Origin of the sequence: Selenomonas ruminantium subsp. lactilytica TAM6421, from assembly GCF_000284095.1 — a bacterium.
Taxonomy (GTDB): domain Bacteria; phylum Bacillota; class Negativicutes; order Selenomonadales; family Selenomonadaceae; genus Selenomonas_A; species Selenomonas_A lactilytica.
This window is the reverse complement of record NC_017073.1, coordinates 58,929-73,380: the sequence shown is the minus strand read 5'-3', so window position 1 is coordinate 73,380 and position 14,452 is coordinate 58,929. Positions and strand designations below refer to the sequence as shown.

The following is a 14,452-nucleotide window of genomic DNA, read 5'->3' as shown; positions in this document are numbered from 1 at the left end:
TGGTATTCCTCCCCTTCATATCATTATACTATTATACCGTTGTACCTGTGTAACATTATAACGCTACACCATTATACAGTCAAGCCATTACACCGTTATAACGGTATCACACATGTATAATGGTGTAATGGCGTAATGGCGTTCAATTTCAAAGAGGTCAGTGTTTTCGCGGGACACAAGAGAAAATATGGTTCATTTCTGAATAAACCTTATTGACTCTTGTGGATAACTATGATAATATATGAGCATAGCAGTTATCCACAGAAAACGCTGGATAATCACGCATGACAATCGAAAAAGAGCATGAAAAAAGACCTAGAAGTATTGGCGTACTTCCAGGTCCTATCACCGCACAAACAGGCGGATTGACATTTGGTTTATGAGTCCATTATACATATAAACAAGGGACTCGTCAAGTTCTTGTGCGGTGTTTCATGGTCCTCAATGGCGAGAAGAAGCCGCCATAGGTCGCCCAGATCCTTATTCTGGGAAAGCATGGATGCCACCGCGAGCAGGCGGTATATAAATTGGCAACTCATAGAGAGTCCACCGTATCGCCAGCGGCAGCAGTAAGTCGGCGGGGTTCGTCCTGGTTTATTCAATACAGGACGATGACCTAAGTGGGTGAAGAACAGGTTAACTCCCATAATAAGCGTAGATAGACAGTGCGTTGGGGCCGTGGAAGGCTATTAGACCAACGCATTTTTTGTTTATGGAGCGTTAAGAAGCCTGCGGGGGCTAAAAGGGCAAGATACATTGGTATTGAGCCTAGAGTACGGTTGAAATAAACCGGGCCAGAGGAACACGTCGAGGGGCGTGGTAGTGTGGGGTACTTAGACCACTATGAAACCTCTGTATCGTTGTAGTGACGATGACTAATTGAATTGCGAAAAGCGACACCGGAAACCTCACGGATTCCATCAATTTTCGTTGTAGTGCTACAGTAGACTATTGTCTTTTCGATGTCTAAGGTAGCACTATGCTTTGCTCTCCCGTTTCCTTCGGCTTCCATCATAAAATAACGCTAAAGTCAATAAGAAGTTTAAAAAAACATACGATGAATTTAGATAGTTTTAGTGCTTATCTCCCATGTCAAAGTTTGGGCGTTACGAAGCGTTTCAGGGGTGCTTATCGCGGCGGGCGTAGTAGGAAGTAGCTTAGAAACGGACTGTGCCCAAAGATAGAGATTAACTGTTTTTTTTTTTTTTGCATATGTTATACTAGGTAGGAAGTCCCTGTTTCGTATGATGATTAGACAGAGGACTTCTGCGGATGGGGACACGCACAAACACACTTCCCCAAGTTCTCATTTTCCCCATTTAAAAACCCCAGGAACCTTTATCATCCCTGGGGTTTCTTTTTATGCAGCTTTCTTAGCTATCTGAACTTTAATGTCAGAGATCCACCTTGCTAGTATTTCTTTTTCTTCTTCTATTCGGTCACCTGGTATCCCCTCCATATGTTTATATGGATTTATGAAAATAGTGCCGAAGAAGTACATATCGAGACAATAATAGGCGAATTCCCTTGTCACATCAAATGTTGTCATTATTTCTTCAATTGTAGTATCTTCTTTTTTCATAAGTTTTTCCCATTGGTCATATGGGATCAAAAGATTGACTGCGTATTCACGCGCGATGGTTTCATAAAATATTCTTTTTTGTAAAATGCCGTACCTATGTGACTCTCTCAAGTCCATACCTGGCGGCAAAGTAAAATGATGTCCCAATTCCTCTGCAAGAACGCATCGTTCTTCGGTGGGCGTTAAATGGTTGTCCAGGCCAATAACATTTATTTCACCTCTGATATATATCCCAGGGTGTATGTTACTAAAATCCTCGTAACCGATAAATACATTTGCTTCTTTAGCTATTTTCCACAGTTCCTTTGTTTTTACCATATAAAGCCCTCATCTTATTGTAGAATGTGTCTACGGCGATTTTGGCTTCGGGGGGTAACTCGTCACCTGGTTCTTCATCGACATGCGCTGCTACCGCAAGATTTTTATTGGTTCTCCCCATTAGATAATCCGTGGATACCTGGAAGTACGTAGCGAGCGTATCCAATAATTCCCATGTTGGGTTTCCATTCTGGTTTTCCAATTTATTGATTGTTCCATAGGAAACCGGGCAACCCAAGTTATTCGTGACGAAATTCGCGAATTCTCGCTGGCTCTCATGGCCCTTCGCGACTCGAAGCTCCTTAACCCTATTCAAAGTTCTCATTTTAATTTCTCCTTTTCTAAACCATCTGGCGGTCAACTCGTAACATTCCCCTTTGTTACGTCGTATCTTTCTCTCTTAAATAATCTTTTTTCTCTAATCCAAGATATCGATGTGACTTTATGCCTTGCCTTGATTACTCTGCTGCATTTCTCACCTCTGTTCTAAAAGTTTTTTCTATATAGCATGACCAATGTGATATTTATAATTGTCATAAAAAAATATATGTGTGAAATAAGAAAAACACTTGACAACTTAATTTCACAATGCTATACTGTATAAGTCGTTGAAAAGCAATGACTTATCTACCGTTGCTTAGATTATAACACAGGTGTTAAATGAAATCAACAGGTGTATAATGAGAAACGTGTAATATTTTTGACAACTTTTGCTTTCAATGACAATTATAAATAACGTATTTTAAGTATAATTAAAGGAGCGATGCGTAAATGAACATCAATGTAAACCTCACCGACAAACCCATGGTATCCCTGGCTGGCAAGGCTATCTGGCCGAAGATCAACACTCGTTACGACGAATACGAGGGTAAGCGTAAGTACAAAGTGTCCTTGAAGTTCGAGGATAAAGAAGCCGAAGCCAAGATGAAGAAAATCTGCGATGATCTCCTGGAAGCAGCCAAGGCAAATGCTAAGTTTGAAGGCAAGAAATGGTCCGCAGATGCCACCACCGGTTACAAGGAACAGGAAGATGGTTCCCTGTTGTTCAACTTCCAGACCACGGCTTTCTATACGGATCGTCAGACGGGCGAGGAAAAGCAGAAGCATATCCCGGTCCTGGATACGGTTCATGGCTGCCCGTTGGATAAGGATGTGGCCATCGGTGAGGGTTCCGTTATTCGCGTGCTTTATCAGCCGAGCGCTTATTGGTCCTCCACGAGAGCTAATGGCATTAACCTCTATATCAACCAGATTGCCGTTGATAAGTTGGTACGCTATAGCGGTAGCGGTATTGACTATGATGCTTTCGGTGTAACCCCGCAGGATGAAAATCCGTTTGACGGTGATTCTGACGAGGAAATCCCGGTATAATCGTTGACTCGTAACTGGTATCATGCGAGGGACGAACCCCCCGCATAAATGGTGATCTTGGGAGGATTAGAATTTTGGAAGATATCGCATATAGATTAGATGGTGTAGCAGAGGTTTTACGTGGGTTCTCTGGTAATCCAGAGTGTGAACAGGCAGCAGCGATGGATATGCTGGCCAAGGAAATCGAGGTGATTACTGATGAACTCCGTAAACGTATGCAGGAACATTGATGCGAACATCAGCAAGGCTGCTCATAGCGTAAACGTGGAGGTTTCGCGGAAAGCAGAGTTTGTTGCAGGGCTGCGCCATTGTGACCAGGCAATCAGTGACTTGATGCACCACATTGAATTATCAAAGGGTACTCCGCGTGCTGACTTGCTTAACGATGTACGACTTCTCCGGAAGTATCTGCGTCGCAGGAGGAAGTTCAAGAATCGCCTGGAACTCATAAAGGTATCCGGTGGCTGCGATGTACGCGCGATGAAGCGCTGCGAAAGAAGTCAGACGTACCGTAGGTATACTCCCAAGGTATTAAAGGAACTTTTTTGCAATCATTGACCATTATATTTGTCAATGTGAAATATAGATGAAGGTGAAACAATGAAACCATGGGAAGAATCAAAGAAACCACACCGGTTAGCAATGGAATTCCTGGGAACCATCGGCAAGCAGGCGTTTGTCGGTGGTAAACCCACACGGGATTTTTTCAGAGTGTGGAACTTCTTCAAAAGACTTGATGAATCAGTGTTAAACCTGTTCCATGAGTACATGATGGCCACCGGGAAGAATCCGGACCTTACCATGCAGGGGTTGTTTTACAAGGCCCCAGAATGGAATCAGAAGCAGCGTATGACCGTCATCAAGGAAACGACGGTAACAGATTATTTGAAGTTGTTGGAGGAATGGTAATCAATGACAGTATCAAAGAAAGAACTTATCAAGTTGGCAAAGCATTTCAATATGAGCCATCACTACGAGCGCAAACAGAAGGCCGTGCCCCCGCATCATTTCAAGGAGCAGATGAAGATTGTCGATGCCGAGGCCAAGGCTGAAACCGCAGCACATCAGAAGAAACGCAAGGAGGCGAAGAAGTGATGATGAAAGCGATTGGCGAAGGAATTTCATGGGCCTTGGGAACGGCCATCGGATTTACCGTGGTAGCGGCATTTTGGCTCTTGGGGGCCACCTGCGTTATTGTCCTCTTTGATTTGGTCACAGGGGCACGTTATTTCTCACCGGCAAACGTGGGTATCCTTGCCCTGGTCTTGTTCATTGGCTGCATGATAGGAAAGAGGCGGTAATATCGGTTATAAAACAGCGGCTCTATTAGCTGCGATGATGTTCATAGAAAATCCCCTGGCAGCGCCGGGGAATTTTTATATACCGGACACAGAAATATATGCTACTCCGGAGCCACCACCACCGGTAGTAGCAGAGAAGAAAACAAAGGTAATCACAATGAACGTATCGGCCTATACAGTGGCCGAGGGGAACGGTGATGGTCTTACGGCTAGTGGCGTGGAAGGAACTCCCTTTTATACCTGTGCAGCCGATGATTTGCCCTTTGGGACAAAACTTCTTATCGACGGTAAAATCTGGGTGGTACAGGATAGATTCGGCGGTGATTACGAAAACAGGATTGACCTGCTCATGGAAACTACGGATCAATGTTTAGCATGGGGCCGCCAGTGGATTCCAGTAGAAATAATAGAGTAATGGTATACATGTATAATGGTATAACAGTATACCGTTATAATGGCGTAAATGGAGGGATGTCTATGTTTGATAAGACTTTAGTTACTTGGAAGGTCTGTGCGATTATGCCTATAGCTATCATTGGAGAAGCAATATATCGGATCTGCGATTTCACAATTGAACGGGTGCTTTATCCTATGGCTGGTTCACTGCATCGCTGGTGTTTGAAGGATGAATATAAGAGGGGTTAATTGTGAACATTATTGATGTAATTCGTGGTAAGTCGTTGGTCGAATATATCCCGGATCTCAAATTGCAGAGCGATGGGACATACCGGTGTGCCTGCCCTATTCATGGCGGGGATAATCCGTCAACTTTCGTCGTATTTCCGGATAATAAATTCTATTGCTTCTCGTGCCAGGCCAGCGGCGACATTATCCATTATGTCATGGGCCGAGACGGATGCACCTTTGAGCAGGCCGTACATACGCTCTGTGATGACTTTGGGCTGACCATTAGTGAAAGCGATGAATACCGGGAGCATATGGGTATCACAGAGCGCAACGCAGCATGGATTCATCAGATGCAGGCCAAGCTGCCTACAGTGATTGATTATCTGCATAAACGCGGGCTGACCGATGAAACTATCGAAACATATGGCCTGGGATACTCTGAAAAAATCAAGGCTCTCACGATTCCGATGTACGACGAATGGAGAAGGCCGGTAGCGTTCCTCTATAGATACTTTGATAAGAAGCCAAAGTATAAAAACAGTAAGAACGTGAAGGGCCTGTTTACGAAGGGTGAATTCCTCTTTGGCTTACCACAGGCTCTAAAGCACCTCAAAGATACCAAGACAATCATCTTATGCGAGGGTTCTTTCGATGCTATGTCGGCGGTGCAGCAGGGGAATTGTGCGGTGGCTTACTGCGGTATCAGCGTTACTAAAAGTCATGTAGAGCATATCAAGAGCCTGCTCACCCCCATTGAAAATGGCAAAGTTGTTCTTTGTCCGGACAATGATGGTAAGGCATCGAAGTTCGTGCGCCGAGCCAGGGACCTTTTTAAAAAACATGCGCCTAAAATCGTCGTGAAGGTGGCCGTTATCCCGGATGGATGCAAAGACTTCAATGATATGCTGGTGGCGGGCAAGGACATTGCCAAGGATTGCCAGTATGTATCCATGGATTTCTATGTGGCCAAGCAGATTATCTCTGAAACCGATGATAAGGAAATCCAGGAAAAGAACATCGTAGACTTTGTGCGGACCGTGGAAAATCCGATGGTTCGGCAGGATATTGCTGAATATCTTGCGGATGTCTGGCAGCGAGATATTAGCGTTGTTCGGGAACTCCTATCAATCAAGGAGGACACCACGGAAGAACGGATGAAGGACATTGCTTCGGCAATCGACTCCTTTCATGCGCTGGAATCCGTCAAAGACGAGGAATATTTCGGCGTAGGTTTCCCGAACATTGACAAGGCTGCTAAGTTCAAACGTAAGAACGTGGTTATCCTGGGCGCTGCATCGAACTCCGGCAAGACCGAAAATCTGCTGGAATGGATACTCCATTGGTGCGTGAAACTGCGTAAAACCGTGTTATTTTTCTCTTTGGAAATGCCAAAGGAAGATATAATGAAGATCCTCGTAGCCAAGATCGTAGGGATTCGCCGGTATGATGTGCCTGGATACATCGCCATGAACCCTGACCTGGTAACGATGATTAGCGATAAACTGGAAAAGCATTTGTTTATCGTTGATAAACCAGGGCTGACACTGGATGACATGGCAGAATATGTAAAACTGACCAATGCTCGGCTTTCTCCGGTTGACATTGTGGCCGTGGATTACTTTCAGAAGATGCGTGGCCGGGATACCTTGACTGATGAAGAAGCTATGGCAGAAAAAACCAAGGACTTTGCCAAGGAGCTCAATGTTCTCTTTGTGATACTTTCGCAGCTTAATAAGTCTGGTCAGGGCAAAGAACAGGGCGGCAGGTTCCATGAGCCGGAGCAGAAGGACCTTCGCGGTTCCGGGGCCATTGGTGACTCTGGGGACTACGTTTACCTCTTGTGGCGCAGAGCACTGGATTCTACGCTTTCTCCGATTGACCGAGAGAAATATAAGTATGACTCTATGATAAAGCTGGTAAAGGCTCGTGAGCGTCGTAGCGAGGATACCTTGTTTAATCTGGTATATGATCCGGAGAAATCAAGGTTGACCGAAAAAGTTTTATAAATATTATATTTAACCCTTGACAATTATAATTAACAAGAGTAGAATATATTATGTTGTTGGGGCAAACCCAACGGTATAATGGTATAACGTTACACCATTGTAATGGCATAATGCTACAATGGTGTACGAAGGAGGATTTACTTTGTATAGTAAGGAGCTCGGAACTTAGTTGCCTGCTAAGTTCTTCCGGTGTCAAGCCGGAGAAAAGGTTCCCTTTGAGCAATGCTTGAAGGGGTGTGACCATCGGTGCATGTCTCTACCAGCGCTCACTGCGGCGGTAGAAAGCACCCGTCATTGGTTCGGTAAGCCGAGCGTAACGCAGCTTATCAAACCGACAAGACAGACGTTCTTGGAGATAACCAAGGATTATGCGATTCATCCAATGGGAAGTATCGCTGCTATGATTGGGACAAACAGTCATAAGGCGTTTGAGGATGCTTCTCCGGATGGCTGGATGGCAGAACATCGAATGACGGATGATATTACCTCTGGGTGCTTTGATGCTTATGATCCGACCACGCAAACCCTGTGGGACTGGAAATTTTTCCGCAGCGGGAGAATTGCTCGTTGTTTGGGAATGACTCCGAAGTGGAGAAAACGAACAGTTACAAGGGGAAAGCGCAAAGGTGAAGAAGTATGGGAACAGATATGGGAGCCCAATGGCGTCCGCAAAGTAATGGATATTGCAATCCAGTTAAACTATTACCGCTATATGATGGAGAACGAAGGATTGCCCGTGAAGCAGATTCGAGTAAATATGTTCCTACGTTCATCCATTGATGCCGAGGCTAAGAAAATGGGACTAACACAAGCAGCTTATATTGTTCCTATCAATCTCATTAGTAAGCGGTGGATAAGGCTTTACTTTGAAACAAAGGCTAAGAGATTGCGTGAGGCATTGCAAAACGGCGTATGTCCACCACCTTGTAAGAAGTCAGAGCGTTGGGATAGCAGTAAGACTTATCCTAATCGCAGGTGCGCTGATTGGTGCGATGTGAATGAGTATTGTGATTTCTTTCAGACTCACCATTGCGGGAATTATCATAAGGAGATGCCAAGAGAATGAAAAAAATTCCTTTGTCTGGTAAGCGTGGGGAAAACCTTTTTACTTTGGTAGATGATGATATCTATGAAAAGTATTCGTCGGTAGTATGGCATGTTAATGGCCAATCTGACCGCCCTTATTGCATCAACGATAAGCTAGGGCTACTTCATAGAGTTATTATGGGAGCCCAGGTCGGTATGATGGTAGACCATATTAACCATAATACCTTAGATAATCGCAGAGAAAATCTCCGGCTTGTATCGGCAAAGGAAAACGCGTGGAACTCTAAAAAGACTGATTCCCGTGATTGTACCTCTAAGTTCAAGGGCGTAACCCGTGACCGCTTTGGTCATTGGTGTGTGATGTTTTGGAAGGATAACAAAGCCTATACAAAGGATTCATACCCTACAGAGCTTGAGGCTGCGGTTAAGTATAATGAGTGGGCAAAGAAATTCTATGGAGAGTATGCTTGCCTTAACGAATTTACAGAGAAGGAAAAGCAGGCAATAAAGATCTTGCCTTTTATCCCCTGTAATGAATACAGAATGACTAGGAGCCCTTATCACGGCGTTTCTTATAACACTAAGAAGAAGCGTTGGGGGTGGAGATTCTTCTATAAAGGCAAGATGTACTATGACCAATACTGTGATTCGCCAGAGGATGCGCGGGACAAGCTGATAAAATTCTTGTCTACATTCGATGGAGAGCCGAGGATTAAGAAGTATTATCCGCGGCAGGAGAAGTGAAAGCTAGAAATGTTTAAGATATGCTTTCCGAGAATAGCCTTTTTAGGCTTTGAGTGTTAATTATAATAATCAATTGTTAATTTCAAAGGAGATAAGATACATGCGTTTTAAAAAAGGTGACTATGTTCGTATTCGTTCCTGGGAAGAAATGAAAAAGGAATATGGAGTAGGCGAAGATGGAGAGGTTGATATTCCCCAGTGTTCTTTCACAGAGGGAATGAAAGATTACTGTGGGGAAATCCGAGAAGTATCCGTGGCCGATGACCGTGATGATACTTACCAGATGAAAGGGATTGACTTCTATTGGTTCCCGGAAGATTCCTTGGTTCCTGCGAAAAAGCAGCGGGAGTTACGAAAGGGCGATAAGGTCCTGGTTCGTTCCTGGGATTCCATGAAAGAAGAATTTGGCACTGACGATGATGGCGATATTGATACAGTTCCTTGTTTCGCAACGAGCATGAGACGGTATTGTGGAGAAGAAATGACGGTATCTGATGCTGGAATTAGCTTCGTTAACCTTGAAGGAGCATCCGGCTACTGTTTTAGCCCGAAGCATGTCACTTTGATTGAGCCGAGCGAAAACACGGGGCTGGCAAGTGACCAAGAGCATTATAAGGCGTCCGCTATGCAGCCTCTTGAAGTAATGCAGACGTTCTTTACTCCGGAGCAGTTCAAAGGCTTCCTGCTTGGTAATTTCGTCAAGTATACCATGAGAGCGATGCACAAGGGCCAGGCCGAGTCTGACCACGATAAGGCAAAGCAGTACCTCTATTGGTATTCCCTGGTTAAGAACGATGCTGACTATCGTATCTCTCCGGAAACCGATGTGCCGGACGATGACTTTACCGGCGAGGGTGCATTTGCATGATTACAGTACGAGCAGCGGGGATTCAGCGCTATATTAAGGGCATAGGCCCCGAAAGTAAGAACGAGGATGTTTCCATTCGTATGTCATATGAGGAAGCTAAGTTGTTTAAAGAGTTCCTTTTTGCCGTTGAATGTGATGATGCTACGGATGATGAAATTGAAGTGGCCGAGGCCATAGCTAATATGCTGGACGAGGTTACTGATTGACCGATGTCCTAAAAGTGGTACTACCTCCGGTTCCCTCCATTAACGCCCTGTACTTTACGACGAAGTTTGGCAAGAGAATCCGCACGAAAAAGGCGAAAGAGTGGTTCGCTGCTGCGGAGGAAATCATTGCCGGGGCCATGGAGGACCAGGGGTGGGAAACCACTGAAGGAACTAAGGTGGTCATCGACATTATGACATATTGGCCGGATGCCAGGAAGCGTGATGTTGATAACCAAGGAAAGGCGATTTTTGACGCCTTGGAACACGCAGGAGTATTCGATAATGACCGATGGGCTTTACCACGGTACATTGATTTCGATATTGACCGGCAGAATCCGAGGGTAGAATGTGTTATTCGTCGGTATGACGAAGAAAGGGACGGTTGGAAACATGAGTAATAGATTTTTCATTGGTCAGCGCGTAAAAGCCACGAACAAGATGGATTTTCATATGGAGAATCCGTGCTATGGAACTGTAATTGGTAAATGCAGTGGAGCCATCTTGGTTGACTGGGATAAGAAAAACACTGGGATGCACACCGGAGCATCTTCTGTTTCCCAAGATCAGCGTAAGAATCCCGAACAGGATTCGTGCTTCTACATTAATGATGAAGAAATCGAACCCTTGACGGGCATGGAAAAAATCGTAGATGCCTTGGGGCTCTATGAGGGGCAGTGGTTCGATATTTACGATGAATACGACAATGTTATGGAAAATGGCCCGTTCATGTTTGACGGAGAAGATTTCGTTGACTGTAATGATGACGTACTAGCACCGGATGAATACGAAGCCTTGATGACGGGGCACATTGAAATCCTCAGTGACAGAGAAATGCAGTTGAAAGAGGAAATCTGCGTTCTCCAGGGCCAGATTGAAGAAAAAGAAAACGAATTGGCGAGAATCAGAAAAGGAGCATGATAACACTATGAGCGATAAGTTATACATTGGTCAGCATGTGCGGGTAAAGAAAGATACCAGCGAGGTACAGTTAGAGGGCAAGGTTGGTGTCATCGTTGGTGGTAACAATGAGGCCCCGTTGGTTGAATTCTACGGTGATTTCCCAGGACATAACGGGGGACTTGGTGATGCCGGGTTGCTTCGCGAGAAAGATAGTTGCTGGATGGTTAACGTTGATAAGTTGGAGCCTTTGAGCAAAAAGGAAACGGCCTTGTATGCGTTAGGAGTTCGTGAGGGAGTTCCCTTTGAAATCAAACGCAACGATGGAGAGTTTTATGGTTGGGGGCCTTACACCTTAGAGAACGGCGAAGTTTACGATGGTAACCATGATGATTTGACTGTCGATGAACTTAAATACTTGTTCCAAAATGGTTCTGCCCCTGTTGCCGATGATGATACGCAAGAGATTTTACAGAAAATCGAAACGCTTACCGAAGAAATCGACGAATTGGCCGAAGAACTCAATCAGATTCGCGAAGATTTAATGGAGGATTGATAGCAGCATGAATATGTTTAAAGTAGGAGAAAGAGTGAAGCCAGTTGGCTTCCAGTATGGAATTAAGAGCGACGAATACGGCACTGTGATTTCGGTGAGTAAGTCCGGCTATACCGGTGATGACCTTTACGAAGTACGGTGGGACGATAATAACAATATCGTAAAATATACCGATGTTCAGATTGAAAAGCTGACCAAGTGTGAGCGTATCATGGACGCCATGGGAATCAAGGCTGGTGAAGCCTTTGCCCTGGTTGATCCGGATACCGGTGAGACCTACTGTTCTCCTTACTACATGGCAAATGACGGGAATATCATGGATGATAACGGGGAAAAACTTGGCTGCGATGAATATGCAGAGATCTTCAAAGGCCACATTGTTTCCGTCGATAAGGCAAAGAAGATTGGTGAGATTAACGAGAAAATCAACCAGCTTTGCGAACAGAGAAGGAGTCTGCTTGCCTAATGTGGTATGACAATGAAGTTTCCATGGGCATCATGGAACGAAAGTATCTGCATGAAGGCGAGAAACCGGAGCAGTTCATTGGCCGCGTGGCATCTATCTTTAGCGATGAATTAAAGCCGAAAGCCAAGAAGGTCCTGGAAAACGCAGATTTTCTCCCGGCTGGCCGCACGTTATTCGGTGCTGGTTACAAGGGTAAGCGTAAGGTTAGCATGAGTAATTGTTATGTGCTGCCCACACCGAAGGATAACATCGAATCCATCTTTGATACGGCCAAGAAGATTGCCCGCATTAGCTCCTATGGTGGTGGCTGCGGGTTGGCCATTGATAACCTGCGCCCAAAAGGAGCGCCGGTGAATAACAGTGCGATGACCTCCACCGGGGCCGTGTCCTTCCTGAATATCTTTGATGTGACCGGCGGAACCATTGGCCAGAATGGTCGCAGAGCAGCGCTTATGGTTGGCCTGCGGTGTGACCACCCGGACATCGAAGAATTCCTGCGAATCAAGCAGGACGGCTCTAAGTTATCTTCTATGAATATTTCCATCAAGTTCACCAATGAATTTATGGAAGCCGTGGAAAAGAATCAGCCGTTCCAGTTGGTCTATGATAGTCCGGAAACGGGCCACATTGAGAAAACCATTGATGCGCGTTCCTTCTTCCATGAGTTCTGTGAAACGCAATGGGATTGGGGCGATCCTGGGGCAATCTTCATTGACCGAGTAAGGAATTTCAATTTGCTCTCTGGTTATCTGGAGTACAAGATTGACGTATCGAATCCATGCGCGGAATTCTTTGGGAACGGCGGCAACTCTTGTAACCTTGGCTCTATCAATGTTTACAACGCCATCAAGGATAAATTCACGGATCATGCAACGATTGACAAAACACATCTTCGCATGATTACGGATACCGCAGTTCGTATGCTTGATGAAATCCTGGATTATGGTTATGATATGCAGCCTTTGGATTTAAACCGGGAAACCATCGCTGACTGGCGCAGCATTGGCCTGGGTGTGTTCGGCCTGGCAGATGCCTTTGTAGCTATGGGAATTCGTTATGGCTCCGAGGAATCTCGCGCGGTGGCTTCGGATATCATGGATATCATCATGGAACAGGCATTGCTGACTTCTGCTTCTCTGGCTGCCAAGAAAGGTGCGTTCCGCAAGTTTGACTTGGAGAAAACCATGGCATCACCGGTTATCAAGGCATATCCAGAAGCTCACGATTTGATTAAGAAATATGGCCTGCGTAACGGCACGCTGCTTTCCATTGCTCCTACCGGCACGATTTCTCTGTTCGCTGGTGGTTTTACTGGTGGCATCGAGCCGATGTATAAGATTGCTTATCAGAGGACTTCTCATAGCATGGAGGACAGTGGCAAGACCTTCACGGTATATGCCCGTGGCGTTGCTGACCTGCTGAAATTCCATGGCTTAGAAGGGATTTCCCCGGAGGAAGCCAAGAAGAAATTCCCCTTCCTCATTGAGTCCCATGAAGTACCGCCGATGGAGCGTGTGGCGTTCCAGGGGATCTTACAGGATTACGTTGATAATGCTATTTCCTCCACGGTAAACCTGCCGAATTCGGCCACGGTGGAAGAAATCGAGGAAATCTATATGGCAGCCTGGAAACAGGGCCTCAAAGGGATTACGGTGTTCCGCGATGGCTGCAAGCGAGGAAATATCCTGGGTGTCAGCGATAAGCCGGAGGAAACCGAAACTCCGGACTATGACACCATAGAGCCAAAGGAAAGTCGTAGAGAAGTCAAGGTTGTCAATGGTTCCACGGTACGGGAACAGACCTCTTGCGTAAGTTCCATGTATGTCACAACGAATAAGACCGATGATGGCCATGTATTCGAGGTATTCACGAATCCGTCCGGTGGGTGCAAGAGCAATATCAACACGATTACCCGGTTGATTTCCCTGGCCCTGCGTTCCGGCGTGAAGGTGTCGAAAATCATTGATGAACTTAGGGCCAATAAATGCCCGGCCTGCCAGGTCCTTCGTCGGCAGGGCAAAGATGTTTCCTTGTCTTGCAGCAATGCTATTGCCGATGCCATGGAATTATCCATGAAACGAGAGTTAACCAGTGCACCAGCGGAATTGCCCACCGAGGAACCGCCGGAGGACGATGGCCTGCGAGAGTGTCCGGAGTGCCATAAGCACACGCTTAGACCAGAGGCAAAGTGCTGGACCTGCGATAATTGCGGGTACAATGCTTGTGAATGATTGTGAATGATATAGATTTATTCTTTGTTTTCCTTGTAATCGCCGCCTGTATGGTGGCCGGTTACGGGGGCAGCAAAGGTAACGCAGGTGGCGTATTGACTACCAGGCCAAAACGCCCAGATAAAACGGAGAGGTAACTATGAAAACTAATGCAGACTGGATTCGCTCAATGTCTGACCTGGAACTTGCCATTTTCCTTGACTACATACTCTCTTGTGACTCTTGTGACTTA

General features: G+C 45.5%; 19 protein-coding genes. 17 read left to right on the top strand and 2 right to left on the bottom strand.

The window, feature by feature from the left end:
- Positions 1-1,360: 1,360 nt before the first annotated feature.
- Together SELR_RS17345 and SELR_RS17340 are read right to left on the bottom strand one after the other, a co-directional pair.
- Positions 1,361-1,900 (bottom strand): ImmA/IrrE family metallo-endopeptidase, encoded by a 540-nt coding sequence (locus SELR_RS17345; RefSeq protein ID WP_014426192.1) that lies wholly within the window; start codon positions 1,898-1,900, stop codon positions 1,361-1,363.
- On the bottom strand, positions 1,866-2,225 hold the full coding sequence (locus SELR_RS17340; protein WP_014426191.1) for a helix-turn-helix domain-containing protein: 360 nt from the start codon (positions 2,223-2,225) through the stop codon (positions 1,866-1,868). The genes SELR_RS17345 and SELR_RS17340 overlap by 35 nt, the downstream gene beginning before the upstream one ends.
- A gap of 446 nt (positions 2,226-2,671) precedes the next feature.
- Here SELR_RS17340 and SELR_RS17335 point away from each other — a divergent pair, with 446 nt between their 5' ends.
- From SELR_RS17335 to SELR_RS17265, 17 genes are all read left to right on the top strand, one after another.
- Positions 2,672-3,271 (top strand): hypothetical protein, encoded by a 600-nt coding sequence (locus SELR_RS17335; RefSeq protein WP_014426190.1) that lies wholly within the window; start codon positions 2,672-2,674, stop codon positions 3,269-3,271.
- Positions 3,272-3,345: 74 nt separating this feature from the next.
- Positions 3,346-3,501 carry a hypothetical protein gene (locus tag SELR_RS19025; protein WP_014426189.1) on the top strand — a complete coding sequence of 52 codons (156 nt, stop codon included), beginning with the start codon at positions 3,346-3,348 and terminating at the stop codon, positions 3,499-3,501.
- Positions 3,502-3,871: 370 nt separating this feature from the next.
- Positions 3,872-4,180: a hypothetical protein gene (locus SELR_RS17330; RefSeq protein ID WP_014426187.1), complete on the top strand. Its 309-nt coding sequence runs from the start codon at positions 3,872-3,874 to the stop codon at positions 4,178-4,180.
- Positions 4,181-4,183: 3 nt separating this feature from the next.
- Positions 4,184-4,366, top strand: a complete 183-nt coding sequence (locus tag SELR_RS17325) for a hypothetical protein (RefSeq protein WP_014426186.1) — start codon at positions 4,184-4,186, stop codon at positions 4,364-4,366.
- The gene (locus tag SELR_RS17320; protein WP_014426185.1) at positions 4,366-4,572 is read left to right on the top strand and encodes a hypothetical protein; all 207 of its coding nucleotides are present in this window, start codon (positions 4,366-4,368) and stop codon (positions 4,570-4,572) included. The genes SELR_RS17325 and SELR_RS17320 overlap by 1 nt, the downstream gene beginning before the upstream one ends.
- Positions 4,573-4,606: 34 nt before the next feature.
- Positions 4,607-4,987: a 3D domain-containing protein gene (locus tag SELR_RS17315; protein ID WP_014426184.1), complete on the top strand. Its 381-nt coding sequence runs from the start codon at positions 4,607-4,609 to the stop codon at positions 4,985-4,987.
- A 62-nt stretch (positions 4,988-5,049) separates the two neighbouring features.
- The gene (locus tag SELR_RS19020) at positions 5,050-5,217 is read left to right on the top strand and encodes a hypothetical protein (RefSeq protein WP_014426183.1); all 168 of its coding nucleotides are present in this window, start codon (positions 5,050-5,052) and stop codon (positions 5,215-5,217) included.
- Positions 5,218-5,219: 2 nt separating this feature from the next.
- Positions 5,220-7,205, top strand: coding sequence for a DnaB-like helicase C-terminal domain-containing protein (locus SELR_RS17310; protein ID WP_014426182.1), 1,986 nt, complete (start codon positions 5,220-5,222; stop codon positions 7,203-7,205).
- A 250-nt stretch (positions 7,206-7,455) separates the two neighbouring features.
- A complete protein-coding gene (locus tag SELR_RS17305) occupies positions 7,456-8,271 on the top strand; it encodes a hypothetical protein (RefSeq protein WP_231848216.1) in 816 nt (271 codons plus the stop codon).
- Positions 8,268-8,996: an HNH endonuclease gene (locus SELR_RS17300; protein WP_014426180.1), complete on the top strand. Its 729-nt coding sequence runs from the start codon at positions 8,268-8,270 to the stop codon at positions 8,994-8,996. The genes SELR_RS17305 and SELR_RS17300 overlap by 4 nt, the downstream gene beginning before the upstream one ends.
- Before the next feature lie 100 nt (positions 8,997-9,096).
- Complete coding sequence (locus tag SELR_RS18080; RefSeq protein ID WP_014426179.1) at positions 9,097-9,864, top strand: DUF3310 domain-containing protein; 768 nt, start codon at positions 9,097-9,099, stop codon at positions 9,862-9,864.
- Positions 9,861-10,070 (top strand): hypothetical protein, encoded by a 210-nt coding sequence (locus SELR_RS17290; protein ID WP_014426178.1) that lies wholly within the window; start codon positions 9,861-9,863, stop codon positions 10,068-10,070. Before SELR_RS18080 ends, SELR_RS17290 begins: the two co-directional genes overlap by 4 nt.
- Positions 10,067-10,468: a RusA family crossover junction endodeoxyribonuclease gene (locus tag SELR_RS17285; protein WP_014426177.1), complete on the top strand. Its 402-nt coding sequence runs from the start codon at positions 10,067-10,069 to the stop codon at positions 10,466-10,468. Before SELR_RS17290 ends, SELR_RS17285 begins: the two co-directional genes overlap by 4 nt.
- Positions 10,461-10,988 carry a hypothetical protein gene (locus SELR_RS17280; protein WP_014426176.1) on the top strand — a complete coding sequence of 176 codons (528 nt, stop codon included), beginning with the start codon at positions 10,461-10,463 and terminating at the stop codon, positions 10,986-10,988. Before SELR_RS17285 ends, SELR_RS17280 begins: the two co-directional genes overlap by 8 nt.
- A gap of 7 nt (positions 10,989-10,995) precedes the next feature.
- Positions 10,996-11,523 (top strand): hypothetical protein, encoded by a 528-nt coding sequence (locus tag SELR_RS17275; protein ID WP_014426175.1) that lies wholly within the window; start codon positions 10,996-10,998, stop codon positions 11,521-11,523.
- Between the two features lie 7 nt (positions 11,524-11,530).
- Complete coding sequence (locus SELR_RS17270; protein ID WP_014426174.1) at positions 11,531-11,989, top strand: hypothetical protein; 459 nt, start codon at positions 11,531-11,533, stop codon at positions 11,987-11,989.
- Positions 11,989-14,220, top strand: coding sequence for an adenosylcobalamin-dependent ribonucleoside-diphosphate reductase (locus SELR_RS17265; RefSeq protein ID WP_014426173.1), 2,232 nt, complete (start codon positions 11,989-11,991; stop codon positions 14,218-14,220). The genes SELR_RS17270 and SELR_RS17265 overlap by 1 nt, the downstream gene beginning before the upstream one ends.
- The last annotated feature ends 232 nt before the right edge of the window (positions 14,221-14,452 follow it).